The sequence below is a fragment of the Aminobacter sp. SR38 genome, from assembly GCF_014843375.1.
Taxonomy (GTDB): Bacteria; Pseudomonadota; Alphaproteobacteria; order Rhizobiales; family Rhizobiaceae; genus Aminobacter; species Aminobacter ciceronei.
Genome location: NZ_CP062112.1, coordinates 2,614,576 through 2,633,851, shown reverse-complemented (window position 1 = coordinate 2,633,851; position 19,276 = coordinate 2,614,576). Strand labels below are relative to the sequence as shown.

Sequence of the window (19,276 nt, the reverse complement as noted above, 5' to 3'; positions counted from 1 at the left end):
TATCTCTTTGTTTCTACGCAATTCCGGACGGAAAACCGCTGCACACTTCTGCTGGAATTGCTTTTAGCCGGCGGCGGCCGCCTTCTGGCCGCGACGCTTGCGAATGCTGATCTGGCCGGTGACGGCCTGCTCGGTGCGGGCGGGAAGTTCCTCGCGCTCGGCGAACAGCCAGTCGATGAAGGACTGCACGATGGGTGCTGAGCGCACCTCGTTGCGGCAGACGACATAGAAGGCATCGACTGCCGGCACCGACAGGTTGAAGGGCGTGACCAACTGGCCGCGGGCGAGCAGGCTCGATGCCGTCACCGTGTCGCCCAGCGCCAGACCATGGCCGTGCACGGCGGCTTCCGTGGTCAGGCTGGCGCCGGCCATGCGATGCTGCTGAACCGGCTTGACGTCGAGCGCGTCGGCTGCAGCAAGCCAGGTGTGCCACTCGCGACCGTCATCGGCATGGAGCAGCACGTGGTCGGCGAGGTCCCGGACACTGCGGATCGGCCGGTTGTTGATCAAGGTTGGGCTGACGACGGGAAACAGCTCCAGCGTCGACCACTTCTTCAACCAGCAATCGGTCCAACTGCCGTTGCCGTAGAGGACGCAGACGTCGACGTCGGGCGAATGGATGTCGCGCGGGTCGTTTGAGGCGTTGAGGCTGAGGCTTATGCCGGGATAACGCGTGGTGAAGCCGCCAATGCGCGGCACCAACCACAGCGACAGCAACGCCGGAACGCAAGAGACGGTGAGCTTGCCCGAACTGGTCGGCCGGGTCATGCGCGCGGTGGCGGACGCAATGCTCTCGAAGGCGCCGGTGACGGCGGGCAGAAGCTCGGCGCCTTGCGGGGTGAGTTTCAGCCGCGAGCCGGCGCGTTCCAAGAGTTTGACCTTGAGCGTCGCCTCGAGCGCCCGGATCTGGTGGCTGATGGCGCCATGGGTGACGTTGAGCTCGCCTGCTGCCTTGGTCAGCGAGCCATGGCGGGCGGTCGCCTCGAAGGCGCGCAGCGGGTTGAGCGGAGGCAGGCGGCGGGACATGAAAACTCCGCGCGAAGGATGAGGTATTGTGAGAAAATCTCACAGCGATAAGCTTAACATTATCAATTGCTATTTCAACGGCGCTGCCGGAAACTCGCTCCACAACAACCAAAAAGCATGCGGGGACACGAGATATCAGGCCGGACGCCGGGAGCGGGCGGCCGCAGGCGATCGCCCCGCTTTGCCGTCTTGGACCACAGGAGGATAGCATGGGTTTCGACGTCAAAAAGCTCGACGAGCTGCGCAAGAAATATGGCCAAGGCCATGGCGGCGATCTGTTCGACCCGAAGTTCCGCCGCGTCGCCGACAAGATTTTCAACAAGGCAGGCACCCGGCTTGCGCCCTATTCGGGCGTGCCGACCTTCCTGACCGCGCCCTATCTCCAGGTCGACAACGACAACCCTGATTTCGGCGACCTGCAGGTGGCGATGATCGGCGTGCCGATGGATCTCGGCGTGACCAATCGCCCGGGTTCGCGCTTCGGCCCGCGCGCTCTGCGTACCATCGAGCGCATCGGCCCCTATAACCACGTGCTCGACTGCGCCCCGGTGCAGGAACTGCGCGTGGCCGACATTGGCGACGTGCCGTTCCGCAGCCGCTACCGGCTCGAGCTCAGCCATGAGGACATCGAGCGCCGCATCGGCCAGATCGTCGACGCCGGCGTGGTGCCGCTGTCGGTCGGCGGCGACCACTCGATCACCCATCCGATCCTCAAGGCCGTCGGCAAGAAGCGCCCGGTCGGCATGATCCACATCGACGCCCATTGCGACACCGGCGGCGCCTATGACCTGACCAAGTTCCACCATGGCGGCCCGTTCCGCAACGCCGTGCTCGATGGCGTGCTTGATCCGAGCCGTGTCATCCAGATCGGCATCCGCGGCTCGGCCGAATATCTGTGGGAGTTCTCCTACGAGTCCGGCATGACCATCGTGCATGCCGAGGAGATCACCGGCATGGGCATCCCCGCGGTCATCGAGAAGGCGAAGAAGATCGTCGGCGATGGCCCGACCTATCTCTCCTTCGACATCGACAGCCTCGACCCGTCCTTCGCGCCCGGCACAGGTACGCCCGAGGTCGGCGGTCTGACGACGCGCGAGGTGCTGGAAATCATCCGCGGCCTAAAGGGCCTCAACCTTGTCGGCGGCGACGTCGTCGAGGTCGCGCCGCAATATGATTCAACCACCAACACTGCCCATGCCGGTGCCCAGGTGCTGTTCGAGATCCTCAGCCTGATGCTGTTCAGCCCCTTCGTCACCGGCAAGAAGGACTGACCGGACAGATCAACACTGGCCGCCGACCTGGAAGCGGCGGCCAGGCGGCAACGACCGCAACCGACAACCCAATCAATCCAGAGGGAACCGAAACATGAACATCAAGACCGCACTGCATCAGACAGTTGCCGCCCTCATCGTCGCGGGCGGCGTCACCTTCGGCCTCCAGCCCGCCAATGCCGATGCGCTCGAAGACATTGCCAAGGCCGGCCAGATCAATGTCGGCGTGTTCGCCGACTTCCCGCCCTTTTCTTCGGCCAGCGCCGACATGAGCCTCAAGGGCTATGACATGGACGTCGCCCAGGCGATCGCCGACGCGCTCAAGGTCAAGCTCAACCCGGTGCCGGTGACCGGCCAGAACCGCATCCCCTATCTCACCGACAAGCGCGTCGACCTTCTGATGAGCGTCGGCTACTCCAAGGAGCGCGAAGAGGTCATCGACTTCGCCGCGGCCTACGCGCCTTACTACATCGCCGTGATCGGCCCGGCCGAACTCAAGGTGGCGGGCAAGGAAGACCTTGGCGACAAGTCGATCGCCGTCAACCGCGGCACGCTCGAGGACACCTCGCTGACCGAGGCCGCCCCGGCTTCCGCCGACATCAAGCGCTTCGACAACTACAACGCCGTCATCCAGGCCTTCATCTCGGGCCAGACCCAGCTGATGGTGGTGGGCAACGACGTTGGCGCCCAGGTGCTGGCGCGCCAGGAGGCGCTGAAGCCGGAGCAGAAGTTCCAGCTCTTGACCTCGCCGTCGCATATCGGCCTCAACAAGAACGAGGAAGGCCTGAAGAAGGTCATCAACGACACGGTCGCGGCGATGCTCACCGACGGCCGGCTGTCGAAGTCGTCCGAGGCCTGGCTCAAGGTTCCGCTCAACCCCGAGAACCTCAAGGACTGAGCCGTGAGCTACAGCCTCGACTTCGGCTGGCTTGAAGGGGCCGTGGGCGCGATCGCCCGCGGCGCCGCCATGACGGTGTTGCTGATCGTCGTGACGACGATCGCCGGCACAGTCATTTCCATCGCTGCCGCCGCCGGTCGTCGCAACGGGCCGAAATGGCTCCAGCGGGCCATCACCTGCTATGTCGAGGTGATCAGGAACACGCCGTTCCTGGTACAGCTGTTCTTCATCTTCTTCGGCCTGCCGAGCCTCGGCATACGGCTCGACCCGATCGTCGCCGCCATCCTGGCGATGACGCTCAACATGGCAGCCTACACCACCGAGATCGTCGGCGCCGGCCTCGACGCGGTGCCGAGGGGCCAGCGCGAGGCGGCCGCTGCTTTGGGCTTGCGGCCACGCCAGGTCTTCGTCAAGATCGTGTTGCCGCAGGCACTGAAGGTCATCTTCCCCGCGCTGACGAGCCAGATCGTGATCATGATGCTCGAGTCTTCGGTCGTGTCGCAGATCGCAGTGAGTGAACTCACCTACGAGGCCGACATGCTGCAGGCGCGGACATTCCGTCCCTTCGAAACCTATTTCGTCGTGGCGATGATCTATCTCGGCTTGTCGATCTTGTTGCGCCGCCTGCTCGTCGGCATAGGGCGCCGCACGCTTTCGGCAGGTGTATCATGATCGAGTTCACCTTCTGGGACATTGCGCGCAACCTGATCTTCGCCACACGGTGGACCGTGTTGCTGTCGATCGCGGCGTTCGCCGGCGGCGGCATTGTCGGCGTCGCCATCCTGTTGTTGCGCATCTCCAAGGCCAAATGGGCACGGCGCTTCGCCAGCGGCTATATCGCCTTGTTCCAGGGTACGCCCTTGCTGATGCAGCTGTTCCTGATGTTCTTCGGCCTGCCGATGCTGGGCTTCCGGATCGAGCCATGGACGGCGGCGGTGCTCGGCCTGACCTTCTTTGCCAGCGCCTATCTCGCCGAAATCTGGCGCAGCGGCGTCGATGCCTTGCCGCGCGGCCAGTGGGATGCCGGCGCCAGCCTCGGCCTGCACTACCTGCAGGAACTGCGCCTGATCATCCTGCCGCAGGCCTTCGCCATCACCCGGGCCCCGGTTGTCGGTTTCCTCGTCCAGCTGATCAAGGCAACTGCACTGACCTCGATCATCGGCTTTGAGGAACTGCTCCGGACCTCGAACGCCATCAACAACGCGACGTTCGAACCCTTCACCGTCTATGGGCTGGTGGCGCTGATCTTCTTCGTGCTGTGCTACCCGCTGACCCAGTATGCCCGTTCATTGGAGGCCCGTGCCGCAGCACACTGAACCGCCCATCACAATAACGACAGGGAACAGCTGGCACAAAGCCAGCGCCAAATGAGGAGAACTGAGATGACCAAGATCCTGAACCATCCGATCAGCCGGCGCGCCGTGCTGGGCGCGGGCGTCGCTTCGGCAAGCCTTCTGGCGATGCCGTCGATCCTCAAAGCCCAGGACAAGTCGATCAAGATCGGCGTCTATGGCGGCTACTTCAAGAAGTCGTTCGACGAGCACATCTTCCCCGAATTCACCAAGGCGACCGGCATCGCGGTCGAATCCGTCGCCGAGCCGACCGGCGAAGCCTGGCTGGTGCAGCTGGAGCAGGCGGCCAAGGCAGGCCAGGCGCCGGCCGACCTGTCGATGATGTCGCAGACCTCGATGCTCAAGGGCCAGTCGACCGAGCTGTGGGCACCGCTCGACCTCGCCAAGATCAAGAACAGCTCGAACCTGATCGAGCATTTCATCAACAAATATCCTGATGGACGCGTCGCCGGCATCGGTGCTGTTGCCTGGTACATCACGCTGGTCACCAACACCAACGTCTTCCCGACCGCGCCCGACAGCTGGGCTGCGTTCTGGGATCCGGCCAATGCCGACAAGCTCGGCCTTTTGGCGCTCGCCTCCAACTCCTTCCTGCTCGAGGTGACGGCGACCACTTTCATGGGCGGCACCAAGGCGCTCGACACCGAGGAAGGCATCCAGAAGGCGCTGGAGAAGCTCGCCGAGGTCAAGCCGAATGTCCGCCTGTGGTATCGCGACGAGGCGCAGTTCGAACAGGCGCTGAAGTCGGGCGAGATCCCGATGGGGCAGTATTACCACGACGTCACCGGCCTCGCCGCCGCCGACGGCCAGCCCGTACGCTCGACCTTTCCCAAGGAAGGCGGCATCCAGGATTCCGGCTCGTGGGTGCTGTCGCGCGCCTCGAAGAAGACAGAAGAGGCGCATGCCTTCATCGACCATATGTGCCAGCCGGCGGTACAGGCGCTGATGTCGCGCAAGGTCGGCACCGCACCGACGGTCAAGCGCGAGCTGACCGACCTGACGGCGGAACAGTTCGCCGGCGTGTCGTCCGACATCCCGCCGATCATCCCGCGCTACGATCTCTACACCACCAAGGCCGACTGGATTAACCAGAAGTGGACCGAACTGATCGTCGGCTGATCTGCCTTTTTCCTTCTCCCCGCTCGCGGGGAGAAGGTGGCCCGCAGGGCAGGATGAGGGGCAGAGCCGGCGCGGCAAGGCTCGCACCGCCCCTCATCTGTCTGCCGGCATCTTCTCCCCCGTGAACGGGGAGAAGCAACGGTTTCCGCAACGCCGCTCCAACATTTCAAGGCCCCCTCATGTCCGGACTCGTGCTTAAGGACATCACCAAGTCATTCGGCAACTTCACCGCTGTCGATACGGCCAACCTGTCGGTGCCGCATGGCAAGTTCGTCTGCCTGCTCGGCCCGTCCGGCTGCGGCAAGACAACGCTTCTGCGCATGATCGCCGGCCTCGAGGACCCCTCGAGCGGCGCGATCCTGCTCGACGGAACCGACATCACACCGGTGCCGACGCACAAGCGCAATCTCGGCATGGTGTTCCAGTCGCTGGCGTTGTTTCCGCATCTGACCGTCGGCGACAACATCGCTTATCCCTTGCGCATTCGCGGGGCGTCACGCGAAGAGCAGAAGAAGCGCTCCGACGAGCTGTTGAAGCTCATTCATCTGCCCGGTTTCGCCGACCGTCCAGTCGCCAAGCTGTCGGGTGGCCAGCGCCAGCGTGTTGCCATTGCCCGCGCGCTGGCACTGTCGCCGAAGCTGTTCCTCCTCGACGAGCCGCTGTCGGCGCTCGATGCCAAGCTGCGCGAGGCGATGCAGGTCGAATTGCGCCAGCTGCAGCAGCGCTTGGGCATCACCACCTTCGTCGTCACCCACGACCAGCGCGAGGCGATGACCATGGCCGACCTCGTCGTCGTCATGGGCAACGGCAAGATCCTGCAGGCCGCACCGCCGATCGAGATCTACCGCAAGCCGGCCGATGCCTTCGTCGCCGACTTTATCGGCATGACCAACCTGCTCGACGCGGAAGTTGATCGCGCCGGCCGGGTCTCGGTGCTCGGCCAGGCCATTGCAGGCCTCACGATACCTGAAGGCCTTACCAAAGCCTCGGTATCGATCCGCCCCGAGGACGTTCATCTCGGCTCCGTCGGCGGCGACGCCATATCAGGCACGGTGACCTTCGTCCGCGATCTCGGCGGCACCATCGAGACCTTCGTTGAAACAGGCGGCAAGACAATCATCGCAGTGGCGACGCCGCGCGAGCGGCCCGACGTCAAGGCCGGCCAGCAGGTCGGCGTGACATTGCCAGCGCAGTCTTGCGTGGTGCTGAAATCATGAAACGCGAGGCGCCGAAATCGCTTGCCGATTACAGCCCGCTGTTCTTTCCCGGGCTGATGCTGATCGTCTTTTTCGTCGTGCCGTTCTCGACGATGATCGCCGTCAGCTTCTTCCAGCGCGATCCCTCCGGCTTCTATACGCCGGATTTCGTCTTCTCCAACTATGCCCGTTTCCTCAGTCTGTTCTTCGGCAAGGTGCTGGGCTTTTCCTTGGTGCTGGCGGTGATGGTGGCGATCTGCTGCGTGGTCATCGCCTTTCCCTTCACCTATCTGCTCACCAAGCGGCCGCGAAAGGTGCAGACGATCTGGCTGGTCTGCCTGCTGTCGGTGCTGTCGCTGTCGGAAGTCATCATCGGCTTTGCCTGGTCGACGCTGTTTACACGGACCGCCGGCATCACCAATCTGTTTGTGGCGATCGGTTTGATGAAGGAGCCGATGGCGCTGACGCCGAGCTTCTGGGCGGTGCTGACCGGTATGGTCTACCAGGCGCTGCCTTATACGATCCTGGTGCTCTATCCCGCCTTGGTGCGGCTTGACCCGACGCTGCTGGAGGCGGCGCGGACACTCGGCGCCTCGCCGGTCAGGGCGTTCATGAACGTCGTGGTGCCGGCGTTGCGCAACACCATCGTCGCCACACTGATCATGGTCTTCGTCTTCGCGCTCGGCTCCTATCTGTTGCCGCAGATCCTCGGCCGGCCGTCGCACTGGACACTGTCGGTGCTGATCACCGACCAGGCCATCTACCAGTCCAACATGCCATTCGCCGCGGCGATGGCGGTGTTTTTGGTGCTGATGTCGCTGGCGCTTGTCGGCTTGACGCTGCTGGTCGGACGCAGGGAGAACGCGCTGTGATACAGACTTTCCTTCGCCGGCTCTATTTCGTCGCCGTTGCCCTGTTCCTGGCGGCCCCGTTGATCGTCGTTGCCGGCGTCTCGGTCAACGAAAAGCAGGACCTGGCCTTTCCGCCGAAAGGCTTTTCATTGGCCTGGTACGCGCAGATCTTTGTCGATCCGGAATGGCGCAAGGCGTTGTTTGCCTCGCTGTCGCTGGCGGTCACTGCGGCGGCTCTCGCTGTCGCCATAGCGCTTCCGCTGGCATGGTTCCTGTGGCGGCGCATAGCGCCATGGGCCAACGTGTTCCAGATCCTCGGGCTGGCCCCGTTCATACTGCCGCCTGTCATCACCGCACTCGGCATGCTCACCTTCTGGGCGACGTCAGGCTTCTACGGCCAACCTTGGACGGCTGTCATCAGCCACGCGATCTTCTTCGTCACCCTGCCGCTGGTGACGCTGTCGCTCGGCTTCGCCTCCATCGATCGTTCGCTGGTCGAGGCAGCGGCGACGATGGGCGCCGACGACCGCACGGTGCTGAAGACTGTGGTGCTGCCGCTGATCCGCCCTTATCTCGTCTCGGGCTACGCCTTCGCCTTCGTGCTGTCGCTCAACGAGTACATCGTCGCCTACATGACCATCGGCTTCACGCTGGAAACACTGCCGATCAAGATCTTCAATGCCCTGCGTTACGGCTATACGCCGACCATGGCCTCGGTGTCGGTGTTCTTCGTCGCGGTGGCGGCACTGGTGTTCGGTCTGATCGCCAAATTCGGCGACATCAGGCGGCTCTTGGGTGCGATGTCCTCGGAGACCTGACGCGCCTGCGACAAGTCGGGCGGCACCTTCGAACGGTGTCGCCTGAGTGACAATTGTCAGCCGCCTGGTTGTCGCGCCCGGTGGCTGCCGCTCCTAGCATCGCAATCATGCCGACCAAAACCCCCGGCGGCCATGCGGGAGCGAAGCGCCATGTGCGGATTTGTGTGCCTCTGGAACCTCGATGACGAGGAACTGGCCTCGCGGATGATCCGCAAGATGGAGCACCGCGGGCCGGACGCACTGGAGGTGCTGCGGCCAAGGAACATCCCGGTGGTCATGGCGCACGCCCGGTTGGCCATTATCGGCCCCGACAACGGGGCCCAGCCGATCTACCAGGGCGACGACATCCTGGTCGTCAACGGCGAGATCTACAATCATAGCGATCTCAGGGCGATCCTCGGCGAAAGCGCCTTCCAGACCCGCAGCGACAGCGAGACCGTGCTGCATCTTTTCCGCAAGAACGCGCTGCGCTGGGTGTCGCGGCTGGACGGCATGTTCGCCTTCGTGCTGGCGACCCCGGATCGCATCATTGCCGCGCGCGACCCGCTCGGCATCAAGCCGCTCTATGTCGCCCATATCGGCGAGGGGCTGGCGTTTGCATCCGAGCTCAAGGCCTTCGACGGCGTAGATGTCGCAAAGATCGAAGCGCTCGAACCTGGCGTCATGTTCGACAGCCAGGCCGGCATGCGGCGCTGGTACCGCATGCCGCAAGGTGCGGCCGACCCGGAGCCCGGTATCGACGAGGAGCTGACCTGGCGCGAGCTCAGGCTGGTGCTGGAAGAGGCGGTCGCCAAGTGGATGGTCGCCGACGTCGAGGTCGGGTCGTTCCTGTCGGGCGGGCTGGACAGCTCGATCATCGCGGCAATCGCCGCAAGGCAGTCGCCGAAGCGGCTGAAGACATTTTCCGTCGGCCTCGCCGGCAGCCCCGATCTGATCGCGGCGCGGCGGGTCGCCGGCTATCTCGGCACCGAGCATTTCGAGCATGCGTTTACGCCGGAAGAGGTTGCCGACGTGCTGCCGCATGTCATCTATCATCTCGAAAGTGCTGATATCGACCTGGTGCGTTCGGCGGTGCCGACGCATTTCGCCGCCAGGCTGGCGCGGCGGCACGTCAAGGCGGTGCTGACGGGCGAAGGCGCCGACGAGCTGTTTGCCGGCTATAGCTATCACCACGCCTATGTCGACCGGCCGCGCGAGCTGGCCGACGAACTGACGCGCTCGCTGGGCACGATGCACAACATCAATCTGCAGCGCGTCGACCGCGTCACCATGGCCGAGAGCCTGGAGGCGCGCACGCCGTTCCTCGACCGCGAGCTGATCGATTTCGCCCAGAGCATTCCGGCGACGCTGAAGCTCAGGCGCACCGATCCGGCTTCACCCGAAAGCACCGGACCGACGACGGAGAAATGGATCCTGCGCAAGGCCTGCGCCGACTTGCTGCCGCATGACCTCGTCTGGCGCAAGAAGGCGCAGTTCGACGAGGGGTCGGGAGCTGTGACGGCACTTGGCGAGGCACTGCAGGCAATGACCGGCTCGGCCACGCCGCTCGACCGCGCCGCCGAGGGCGCGGTCTATGAGAGCCTTCTGCGGCAGAGCTACAGCGATCCCGATCGCATCATCAATGCGGCCGGCAAATGGGCCGCCAACCGGGTGTCGGTGGCGGTTGCCTAGACGGGTGCTGCGAAGCGCCCGTCAGATCACCGGCTTGTGCATCAGGCCGAGATGGTCGCGCCGGAGCCAGCGCCACAACAGCAGCACCGACACCACGGCGAGGCCGGAGAACAGGCCGATCCAGATGCCGCGGCCCTCGAAGCCGAAGTGGAAGGCAAGCAGCACGCCAAGCGGCAGGCCGATGCCCCAATAGCCGATCGCAGCGAGGATCATCGGCACCTTCGTATCCTGCAGCCCGCGCAGTTGGCCTGCCGATACCGCCTGGGCGCCGTCGACGACCTGGAACAGGGCCGCGAAGACCAGGAAGCTGACCGCGAGGCCGACCACCTGCGCGTTGGCCGGGTCGCCGACGTCGATGAAGGCCGAGATCAGCAAATGCGGCCAGAACACCATCACCAGCGCCATCAGAGCCATGAAGCCGACGCCAAGCACATAGGCCGTCCAGCCGGCACGCGTGATGCCGTCGCGGTCCCTGGCGCCGTAAGCCAGCCCGACGCGCACAGTGACGGCCTGGCCGAGACCGAGCGGGATCATGAAGGTGACCGAGCAGATCTGCAGCGCGATGGCGTGTGCTGCGAGCGAGGACGAGCTGATAAGCCCCATCAGGAATGCCGCGGCGTTGAAGATAGTCACCTCGAAGGCAAGGATGCCGGAGATCGGCAAGCCGAGTTTGAGCAGCGCCCTGAAGCGCGGCCAGTCGGCGCGCCAGAAGCGACCGAACAGGTGGTAGCGGCGGAACTTCTTCTCCATCATGACGACGGCCGCCATGCCGACGAACATCATGCCGCTGGCGATGCTGGTGGCAAGGCCGGAGCCGGCGATGCCCATCTCGGGGAAGCCCCATTTGCCGAACACCAGAAGCCAGTTGCCGAGCGCGTTGGCCGCCACCGCGATCGCCATGATGACCAGCGCCCAGCCGGGCCGCTCCAGCGCCGAGATGAACGAGCGCAGCACGATGTAGCCGAAGAACGGCAAGGCCGCCCATTGCAGGTGATGGACGTAGATACCGGCCTGCTCGGCGAGTTTGGGCTCCTGGCCCATGGCCAGAAGTATCTCCTCAGCGTACCACAACAGGGCCCAGATCGGGATCGAGATGAGCACGGCGATCCACAGGCCCTGGCGCACGGTGCGGCGGACGTCGCGCACCGAATGGCGCTTGCGGCCAAGCTCGGCCGCCATCATCGGCGAGGTCGCATACATCAGGCCGAGGCCGAAGATCAGTGGTGCGAAATAGAGGTTGGAGCCGAGCGCGCCGGCGGCCAGCGCATCGGGACCCAGCCGGCCGAGGATCATCACGTCGGTCGCCGTCATCGCCGTCTGGGCGAGATTGGTGAGGATCATCGGCCAGGCAAGCGCCAGCATGGCGCGAAGTTCGTCGCGCCAAGGAGTGGCCGGTGATTGCGCGCCGGTTGCGATCGCAGACATGGTTTTTCGTCTTTCGGTGGCGATATCGCGGCTCATTTGGCGTCGATATCGCGAGTTTTGACGACGGAATCCGCCCTTTTGGCGCGTCGTGGCGCCGTTTGTGACCGAAAGTGCCAGTTGTGGCAAGCTGTCACCAAGACCAAGGATTATGCCAGCAGAGGTGGGCAGGCTGTGCTGTCAGTCGCCTGTCGCATCCGTCGGGCAATTGAGCTCGGCCATGATCCATTCGCGGAAAGCCCGGATCTTGGGCACGTTGCGGCGTCCCTCGGGATAGACCAGCCAGTAGTCGCCGCCATGGGCGGTGAGTTCGAACGGCTGGATCAGCCGGCCCTCGGCCAGTTCCGCGGTGAACAGCGCCGTGGTCAGGACCGTCACGCCCTGGCCGGCTATGGCGGCATTGGCCTCGGCGGCCTGCGAACCCAGGCTGGTATCGGGCATCCTGTCGAGTGCGTCCGCCGGCACATTGGCCTTTGCGAACCAGTCCTTCCACCAGATGTCGGCGGGGTTGAGGATCCTGAGCTTGAGCAGGTCAGCCGGCTCCTTGATCCCGCCGATGCTTTCGGCAAGGCGCGGGCTGAGCATGGGCGAAAATTGCGAGCGCAGCAAAAAATGGGTGGCAAGCCCGGGCCATTTGCCTGAGCCGGAGCGGATGCCGATATCCATCTCCTCGCGCGAGAAATCGACGAGGTAGCTCGAGGTGTCGAGGCGGACGGCGATGTTGGGGTGACGCAGCTGGAACGAGCCGATGCGGGGGGCCAGCCAGTTCGACGCGAAGGTGTGGACCGTCGAAATGCCGAGCGTGCCGCCGGAGCCGGCGCGCGCCACCTGATAGGCCTCGCTCAACAGCCCAAATGCCTCTGTCACCATAGGCACCATGCGGCTGCCGACCTCGGTCAGCACCACCTGGCGCGGTTTGCGCAGGAACAGCGGTGCGCCGACGCGCTCCTCGAGCAGCTTGATCTGGTAGCTGACGGCGGCCTGGGTCATGCCGAGCTCGGCCGCGGCCTTGGTGAAACTGCCCTGGCGGGCAGCGGCTTCGAACACCCTGATCGCGGTCAAAGGCGGCAGCTGAAGCGGCATTTCCCGCACTCCCATACATAAGGCCATTTAATGGGTCGTGATCGACGTTCAATTGGAAAAGTCAATAATTCCAGACCAATATCTAGGTCAAGACATCAGCACATTTCAAGCATCTCTAAAGGATGACGATCATGGCCACAGCACAGGCAAGCCTTTTCCATTGCGAGCAGATCGGCTGGACCTCACGTCTGGCTGCAGCCTTCGGGCTGCGTTCGCGCAAACGCGTGCTGGACTTCCGTGACCTGCCGGACCACCTCCAGCGCGACGTCGGTTACATCGACGGCAAGGACCCTTGCGGCCCGCGGGTTTGAGCCTCCGCACGCGCATGTGTTCCCCGCTGTCATATCAACGGTTCATTTCCGCCGCCAAAGCTCCTATGAGCAATGGGGTGAACAGGGACCGGTCATATGACGCCGAAGGCAGTGTATTGGGACATGGACGGCACGCTGATCGACAGCGAGCCGCTGCACGAGGAATCGCTTGTTTCGGCGCTGCGCAGCGTCGGCATCGAGCCGCCGGCCGACCTGCACGCGCGTGTCGTCGGCCAGGCGGCGCGGCCGGTCTATGAGGTGCTGCGCGACCAGTTCGGCCTCGCCCTCGACTTCGACGACTGGATTGCCCTCAAATACGATCACTATCTGGGCCGCGCGCCGGACCTGCTTCCGCGCGAGGGCGCGATGGAGATTTTTCGCGATCTGAAGGCAAGGGGTGTGGTCCAGGCGATCGTCTCCAATTCAGACCGCTTAGTGGTCGAGGCCAATTTGCAGGCCGTCGGCGTGCACGAGCCGACGATGAAGACGATCAGCCGCAACGACGTGCGTCTCGGCAAGCCCGATCCCGAACCCTATCTGCGCGCTGCCTACCTCACCGGCATCGACCTGGCCGACACGGCTGTCATGGAAGACAGCGTCACCGGCGCCATGGCCGGCGTTGCCGCCGGCATGCGCACCATCTTCTGGCCGCAGGACAGGATCGATGGCCCGGCTGGCGCCTTGGTGGCGCATAGCGCTGAAGAGGTCAGGGCGCTGCTCGGGCTGGATTAGTTACTAGTTCCGGTACACCGGCTCCTGCTCGTCGAGGATCGCCTTGAGCTCGGCGAGGTGGCGCTCGGCCTGGCCGGGATAGTCTTCCTGCTCGAGCGCTGCCTTTTCGGCGATCTCATCGGATAGCGTGCGCAGAGGGCGGCCGGTCCACAGCGCCTTGATGTAAGTTTCGCAGGCACGCTCGAAATAATAGAGCCGGTTGAAGGTATCGGCGACGCTGTCGCCGATGACCATGACGCCGTGATTGCCCATGATCATCACCTTGACCTTGGGGTCGGCGAGCAGCTGCGAGCAGCGTTCGCCCTCTTCCTCGAAGGCGAGCCCGCCATAATGGCCATCGACGACATGGCGGCGGAAGAAGATCGCGGTGTTCTGGTCGATCGGCGGCAAGGTGGAATCGGCAAGCGAGGCCAGCACGGTGGCGTGGATCGAATGGACATGCATGACGCAGCGCGCGTGCGCGCAGTTGCGATGGACCGCGCCATGCAGGCCCCATGCGGTCGGGTCGGGCGCGTTGGGGCCTGACATCGTCTGGGGGTCGTTGGCGTCAATCAACAGCAGGTCGCTCGCCTTGATGCGCGAGAAATGCACCTGGTTAGGGTTCATCAGGAACTTCGAGCCCTCGTCGTTGACGGCAAGCGAGAAATGGTTGGCCACAGCTTCGTGCATATTGAGTCGCGCCGTCCAGCGGAAGGCGCAGGCGAGGTCGACGCGCTCTTCGTAGAACGGCAGATTGGTCTGCTTGAGCTGGGTGACGGGCATTTGTTCCTCCCTCGCAATTTGCTGGCGTATCGTACCTTCGCAAGGTCGTTGCCGGCTTCGGGGCGATGCGGTGGCAGGAAGAATGCCGCGTCATGACTGGCGCGGCAACATCGGCTCATGCTGATTTCAGCTGGTCCAGCCTCAGCCCGCCATTCTCGACGATGAAGTCGATGACCGCTTCCAGCCCCTTGCCGCGCGACAGATCGGTGAAGCCGAACGGACGCTTGCCGCGCTGGCGGGCGGCGTCGCCTTCCATGACCTCGAGATTGACGTTCACATAAGGCGCAAGGTCGCTCTTGTTGATGACCAGGAAGTCGGAACGGGTGATGCCGGGGCCGCCCTTGCGCGGGATCTCTTCGCCCTGGCAGACCGAGATGACGTAAAGCGTGATGTCGGCGAGGTCGGGCGAGAAGGTCGCGGCCAGATTGTCGCCGCCGGATTCGATGAAGACGATGTCGAGGTCGGGGAATTTCCTGTTCATCTCAGCGATCGCCTGCAGATTGATCGAGGCGTCCTCGCGGATGGCCGTGTGCGGGCAGCCGCCCGTCTCCACGCCCATGATGCGCTCTTCAGGCAGCGCCTGCAGGCGGGCGAGCAGCAGTGCGTCTTCCTTGGTGTAGATGTCGTTGGTGACGACCGCGATGGAAAACTCGTCGCGCAGCGCCTTGCACAGCTTCTCGGTCAGCGTCGTCTTGCCCGAGCCGACCGGGCCGCCGATGCCGATACGTAGCGGGCCGTTTTTCGAGGTCATGACTGGAATCCGTTGAAGGCGAGGATGACGAAACCCGTGCCGATGACGAGGCACAGTGGCGAATAATACCGCCTGTCGAGCCGAGCGAACGGCATCTCGGGCGAGAGCCTGCGCCATGCCGGCGTGAAGCCGGCAATGCCACGGCCGATAAACACCAGCGCGACCATCAGCGCCGACGCTGCCAGGCCAGGCTTGGGAAAGGGCGTGGCGAAGACACCGACAAGCGCCAGCGGCCACAGCGTCGCCACGATGAGACAAGCGGTGACGGCGAAGCAGGCAAAGGGCGTGGGCATGGTCCTGATGCCGCGAGCCCCGACGACAGCGCGGGCGCAGGAGGCCTGGTCCGTACCGGGCCAGACGCCGCCGAGGCCCCAATAGGCGTGGATTGCGGCGATCAGATAGAGCACGAAGGCCAGGGCGAAGGCGAGAACGATCATGAGCGGAACAGTCTCGAATGTTGGGTCTCGTGGCGCATCGCCATGATGTCGGAGGTTAGGGCAGCGGACCCCAGATCGTCGAGGGTCGATACTGCCGCACGTGCGCCCACACGGAGCGCCACAGGCTCGAAGCCGGCAATGATGCTGGTTGCAGCCGTCTGGCCAATGACGCTTAGCCGGATTGCCGCCTGAAGGAGGTTGGTGGAGAAAGCCTGCAGCCAGGCGGCCAGCGCATCTTCCAGCGTTATGCCATGGGCGCCGGTGACGGCGCCGACGGCGACGCAATAGGGGCACTCGGCCGGAAGCCGCGCGACGACAGGATGCGGCCAAGCAGCGGCGGCGCTGAGGAAGGCCTCGCCCTGCAGCATCGATTCCATGTGGCGCTCGCGCGAGCCGGCCAATGCTTCGGCGAGTTCCGCCACCTCGCGCAGGTCGCCGTCGGCAGCGGCGCGGCGCCAGCTTTCTGCGAACAGCACCGCGTCGTTCCAGCCCGAGCCGATCTCGGCGAGCGCAGTCAGCCATGCTGCGAGGTCGTCGCGGCTGCCGATCAGATTATCATGTGCGGCCCGTTCGAGGCCGTGGCTGTAGGAAAATCCGCCGACCGGGAAGGTCGGCGACAGCCAGGCCATCAGCCGCAACAGCGAGGCATTGCCGCGCTCAGTCATGGTGGTGATGATGGTGGCCGCCATGGTCGTGGTGATGAGCATGGTCGTGCTCATGATCATGCTCGGGGTGGTCATGACCATGATTGTGGCTTCGTTCGTGATGATGGGCGTGACCGTGGGAATGACCATGATCATGCGCGTGGCTGTGATCGTTGCCATGGCCGGAATAGGCGCCGCGCACAGGCTCGAAGGGGGCCACGATGTCGATCACCTCGGCACCCAGACCCTCCAACATCGTCTTGATGACATGGTCGCGCAGGATGAGGATGCGATCAGCCGATATGGCAGCGGCGAGATGGCGGTTGCCGATGTGCCAGGCGAGCTGCGTCAGGTGGGCGGCGTCGCGGGTGCGGATGTCGTAGAGCTCCTCCTCGGCGGCGACGATGCCTGCCGTGCGGCCGTCTTCCAGCAGCAGGAGGTCGCCGGTTTCGAGAACGATCGGCTCGGGCAGGTCGACAAGCACGCGTTCGCCCTGAGACAGCGCGATGGCGCGTCGCCTGATGTGGCGCTCGTCATGGGCGAGGACGGCGACGTCGAAGGGCTGCGCGCCGGTGGCGGCATGGGTGATCTTGGTTGCGCGCAGCATGAGGCGTTTGTTCCTGTGGCGTGATGGTGGAGCGCCGGTCGTTCAGACGATCGTGTCGAACAGCCGCCAGATCCACGATATCTGATACAGCAAAGTGGCTGTCACGAAAGCCAGATGATATCGCCTGCTCGCTGTGGCGATGGCGATGAGGCAAAGTGCCACCAGGATCGGCGTGCGGATCAGGTACTCGCCACCGAAATGGGCGAAATGCGCCTCGCCCTTGACCAGCGTGTCGATGACGTCGAGCAGATAGGTCAGCGCCAGCAGCCCGAAAAACCAGGCGCGGCGCGAATAGAAGAAATCCTCGTAGCTTTTGTAGTCCTGCATTGAGTCGGGGAAGAGCAGCGCGCACAGCAGGAACAGCGCAATCGCGTAGCCGAGGATGAACAGGTAGGTGCCGAAGGTCCAGCTGTCGATGGCGTAAAGGCCGAACTCCCACCACCAGAAATGCACCAGCGTCAGAAGCAGCGACGCCACCCAGGCGAGGTGCACCGGGTAGAGCCTGTACTGGTCGGGATGCTGGACGATGCGGGCGACGCCCGACAGGAGCCGCGCCATGCCCAGGCCGATGATCATGCCCATGACGATGCGGATATGCGGGAAGACCTCGGCCGTGGTTTCGGGCGTCATGGGACGCTCCTGGGGTGGTCGGATGCAGGCATCGTCGGTTCCGGGAAGGTTTTCACGGCGAGGGTTGGAGCGGCATCGTGCGCCGAAATGGCCTTCGAGCCAATAGACGTTGCCGTGAGCACGCCGTGTGCCGGGCACAAAAAACCCCGGCGCGCTGTCGCGGCCGGGGGTTGTGCCAAGCGAAGACGGTGAAGCTTATGCAGCTTCGGCGACGTCGTCGTTCTTGAGCGCTTCAAGAATGTTCTGCGGCGAGGAGACGCCATAGGGGTCGCTGTCGCAATTGTCGGCGAAGCCTTCTTCCTCGAACCACTTTTCGATGCGGCCGTTGTTGATGACGGCGGCGTAGCGCCAGGAGCGCATGCCGAAGCCGACATTGTCCTTGGCGACCAGCATGCCCATCTTGCGGGTGAACTCGCCCGAGCCATCGGGGATCAGCTTGACCTTGTCGAGGTTCTGCGACTTGCCCCAGGCGTTCATGACGAAGGCGTCGTTGACCGAGACGCAGTAGATCTCGTCGATGCCTTCGGCCTGGAATTCGCCATGCAGCTTCTCGAAGTCGGGCAACTGGTAGGTCGAGCAGGTCGGCGTGAAGGCGCCCGGCAGCGAGAACAGCACGACGCGCTTGCCGCCGAAATAGTCGGCCGAGGACTTGTCTTCCCAACGGAAGGGGTTCGGGCCGCCGACGGCCTCGTCGCGCACGCGCGTGCGGAAGGTGACAGCCGGAACTTTCTTGCCGATCATTTGAAACTCCATTTCCAAGATAGCGGGACCCCCGATCTTGGGCTCGGGGAATCCTGCCGAATTTTTAGCTAGCGCGGGCTCAATACCAATTGGCCGGAGGCGGTTCCAGCGCAACCGACGTGGCATCAGGTCGCGGGCGATTCCCCGGCGACAGTCGCGGTCAGGGAAGGTGGATCGTGGCGTCCATATAGATCACCGCCTGGCCGATCAGATAGACCCGGTCGGCCGCGACTTCGCAGCCGAGCACACCGCCGCGGGACGACAGCTGGCGTGCTGAAAGGCTCGTTTTGCCGAGTTTTGCAGCCCAGTAGGGAGCAAGCGTGGCATGCGTCGAGCCGGTAACCGGATCCTCCGGAATGCCGGCGTCGGGGGCGAAGTAGCGCGAGACGAAGTCGCAATCATTGCCGCGCGCTGTGATGCACAGGCCGAACGATCCGAGTTCGGCGATGCGCGGCAGGTCGGGCCGGTAGGCAAGCAGCGCAGCCTCGGAGGCCAGCTCGACGAAGTAGTTCTCGCGGTTGCGGAACAACTGCACCCAGCGGTCATCGCGCAGGCCGTTGACCAGCGCATCGCCTGATATGGCGAAGTCGGGGTCGAAGCGCGGGATGTCCATGCGATAGCCGTCACCCTGCGGTGTGACGAGAAGATCGCCGACCTCGCGGGTGGAGAAACGCATGGTGCGCTCGACACCCTTGCGCAAATGCAGCGCGCAGGCCGAGGCCAGCGTGGCGTGACCGCAGAACGGCACCTCGTCGGTGGGCGTGAACCAGCGGATGTCCCAGCCATCGTGGCTTGGCTTGAGGAACGCCGTCTCGGCGAGGTTGTTCTCCAGGGCGATGCCCTGGAGCACCTGGTCGGGCAGCCAGTCCGCGAGGAACACGACGGCAGCCGAATTGCCCGAAAAAACGTTGTCGGTGAAGGCGTCCACCTGGATCATTTCGAGCTTCATCGCGG

General features: G+C 64.1%; 22 protein-coding genes. 11 read left to right on the top strand and 11 right to left on the bottom strand.

The features are described 5' to 3' along the window. Positions 1-63: 63 nt before the first annotated feature. The gene (gene gcvA, locus IG197_RS12955; protein WP_067955218.1) at positions 64-1,026 is read right to left on the bottom strand and encodes a transcriptional regulator GcvA; all 963 of its coding nucleotides are present in this window, start codon (positions 1,024-1,026) and stop codon (positions 64-66) included. 209 nt (positions 1,027-1,235) lie between these two features. Between gcvA and speB the strand changes: the two genes are divergently transcribed. The 9 genes from speB (at position 1,236) to asnB (ending at position 10,202) form a co-directional block, all read left to right on the top strand. Further along, complete coding sequence (gene speB, locus IG197_RS12950; protein WP_192319305.1) at positions 1,236-2,297, top strand: agmatinase; 1,062 nt, start codon at positions 1,236-1,238, stop codon at positions 2,295-2,297. 94 nt (positions 2,298-2,391) lie between these two features. Further along, on the top strand, positions 2,392-3,195 hold the full coding sequence (locus tag IG197_RS12945) for a transporter substrate-binding domain-containing protein (protein ID WP_067955214.1): 804 nt from the start codon (positions 2,392-2,394) through the stop codon (positions 3,193-3,195). Positions 3,196-3,198: 3 nt separating this feature from the next. Further along, positions 3,199-3,867 carry an amino acid ABC transporter permease gene (locus tag IG197_RS12940; protein WP_067955212.1) on the top strand — a complete coding sequence of 223 codons (669 nt, stop codon included), beginning with the start codon at positions 3,199-3,201 and terminating at the stop codon, positions 3,865-3,867. Continuing rightward, positions 3,864-4,511, top strand: a complete 648-nt coding sequence (locus IG197_RS12935; RefSeq protein WP_067955210.1) for an amino acid ABC transporter permease — start codon at positions 3,864-3,866, stop codon at positions 4,509-4,511. The genes IG197_RS12940 and IG197_RS12935 overlap by 4 nt, the downstream gene beginning before the upstream one ends. Positions 4,512-4,577: 66 nt before the next feature. Next, the gene (locus IG197_RS12930; RefSeq protein WP_192319303.1) at positions 4,578-5,666 is read left to right on the top strand and encodes a PotD/PotF family extracellular solute-binding protein; all 1,089 of its coding nucleotides are present in this window, start codon (positions 4,578-4,580) and stop codon (positions 5,664-5,666) included. Positions 5,667-5,845: 179 nt separating this feature from the next. Next, complete coding sequence (locus IG197_RS12925; protein WP_192319301.1) at positions 5,846-6,883, top strand: ABC transporter ATP-binding protein; 1,038 nt, start codon at positions 5,846-5,848, stop codon at positions 6,881-6,883. Then, positions 6,880-7,734: an ABC transporter permease gene (locus IG197_RS12920; protein WP_192319300.1), complete on the top strand. Its 855-nt coding sequence runs from the start codon at positions 6,880-6,882 to the stop codon at positions 7,732-7,734. The genes IG197_RS12925 and IG197_RS12920 overlap by 4 nt, the downstream gene beginning before the upstream one ends. Further along, complete coding sequence (locus tag IG197_RS12915; RefSeq protein WP_185910376.1) at positions 7,734-8,531, top strand: ABC transporter permease; 798 nt, start codon at positions 7,734-7,736, stop codon at positions 8,529-8,531. Before IG197_RS12920 ends, IG197_RS12915 begins: the two co-directional genes overlap by 1 nt. Before the next feature lie 150 nt (positions 8,532-8,681). Beyond that, positions 8,682-10,202: an asparagine synthase (glutamine-hydrolyzing) gene (gene asnB / locus IG197_RS12910; RefSeq protein WP_192319298.1), complete on the top strand. Its 1,521-nt coding sequence runs from the start codon at positions 8,682-8,684 to the stop codon at positions 10,200-10,202. Positions 10,203-10,223: 21 nt separating this feature from the next. Here asnB and IG197_RS12905 read toward each other — a convergent pair whose 3' ends face one another. Both IG197_RS12905 and IG197_RS12900 read right to left on the bottom strand, forming a co-directional pair. Beyond that, the gene (locus IG197_RS12905; RefSeq protein ID WP_067955203.1) at positions 10,224-11,627 is read right to left on the bottom strand and encodes an MATE family efflux transporter; all 1,404 of its coding nucleotides are present in this window, start codon (positions 11,625-11,627) and stop codon (positions 10,224-10,226) included. A gap of 177 nt (positions 11,628-11,804) precedes the next feature. After that, the gene (locus IG197_RS12900) at positions 11,805-12,707 is read right to left on the bottom strand and encodes a LysR substrate-binding domain-containing protein (protein ID WP_154385753.1); all 903 of its coding nucleotides are present in this window, start codon (positions 12,705-12,707) and stop codon (positions 11,805-11,807) included. Between the two features lie 131 nt (positions 12,708-12,838). Here IG197_RS12900 and IG197_RS12895 point away from each other — a divergent pair, with 131 nt between their 5' ends. Continuing rightward, positions 12,839-13,018: a hypothetical protein gene (locus IG197_RS12895; RefSeq protein WP_192319296.1), complete on the top strand. Its 180-nt coding sequence runs from the start codon at positions 12,839-12,841 to the stop codon at positions 13,016-13,018. Positions 13,019-13,114: 96 nt separating this feature from the next. Further along, positions 13,115-13,750 carry an HAD family phosphatase gene (locus IG197_RS12890; protein WP_192319295.1) on the top strand — a complete coding sequence of 212 codons (636 nt, stop codon included), beginning with the start codon at positions 13,115-13,117 and terminating at the stop codon, positions 13,748-13,750. A gap of 3 nt (positions 13,751-13,753) precedes the next feature. On the opposite strand, the gene IG197_RS12885 is transcribed toward IG197_RS12890, so the two are convergent. From IG197_RS12885 to IG197_RS12850, 8 genes are all read right to left on the bottom strand, one after another. Then, positions 13,754-14,512: a class II aldolase and adducin N-terminal domain-containing protein gene (locus IG197_RS12885; protein ID WP_067955198.1), complete on the bottom strand. Its 759-nt coding sequence runs from the start codon at positions 14,510-14,512 to the stop codon at positions 13,754-13,756. A gap of 115 nt (positions 14,513-14,627) precedes the next feature. Beyond that, positions 14,628-15,263, bottom strand: a complete 636-nt coding sequence (gene ureG / locus IG197_RS12880; protein WP_067955196.1) for an urease accessory protein UreG — start codon at positions 15,261-15,263, stop codon at positions 14,628-14,630. Next, positions 15,260-15,700, bottom strand: coding sequence for a DUF3995 domain-containing protein (locus IG197_RS12875; protein WP_067955194.1), 441 nt, complete (start codon positions 15,698-15,700; stop codon positions 15,260-15,262). Before IG197_RS12875 ends, ureG begins: the two co-directional genes overlap by 4 nt. Further along, entirely contained in the window at positions 15,697-16,419 is a 723-nt protein-coding gene (locus IG197_RS12870) for an urease accessory protein UreF (protein WP_371746538.1), read from the bottom strand. The genes IG197_RS12875 and IG197_RS12870 overlap by 4 nt, the downstream gene beginning before the upstream one ends. Continuing rightward, positions 16,358-16,951: an urease accessory protein UreE gene (locus IG197_RS12865; protein WP_192319293.1), complete on the bottom strand. Its 594-nt coding sequence runs from the start codon at positions 16,949-16,951 to the stop codon at positions 16,358-16,360. Before IG197_RS12865 ends, IG197_RS12870 begins: the two co-directional genes overlap by 62 nt. 42 nt (positions 16,952-16,993) lie before the next feature. Continuing rightward, on the bottom strand, positions 16,994-17,581 hold the full coding sequence (locus tag IG197_RS12860) for a hypothetical protein (RefSeq protein ID WP_192319291.1): 588 nt from the start codon (positions 17,579-17,581) through the stop codon (positions 16,994-16,996). 195 nt (positions 17,582-17,776) lie between these two features. Continuing rightward, positions 17,777-18,322 (bottom strand): peroxiredoxin, encoded by a 546-nt coding sequence (locus IG197_RS12855; RefSeq protein ID WP_067955188.1) that lies wholly within the window; start codon positions 18,320-18,322, stop codon positions 17,777-17,779. Between the two features lie 160 nt (positions 18,323-18,482). After that, positions 18,483-19,271, bottom strand: a complete 789-nt coding sequence (locus IG197_RS12850; RefSeq protein WP_192319288.1) for a PhzF family phenazine biosynthesis protein — start codon at positions 19,269-19,271, stop codon at positions 18,483-18,485. Positions 19,272-19,276: the final 5 nt, after the last annotated feature.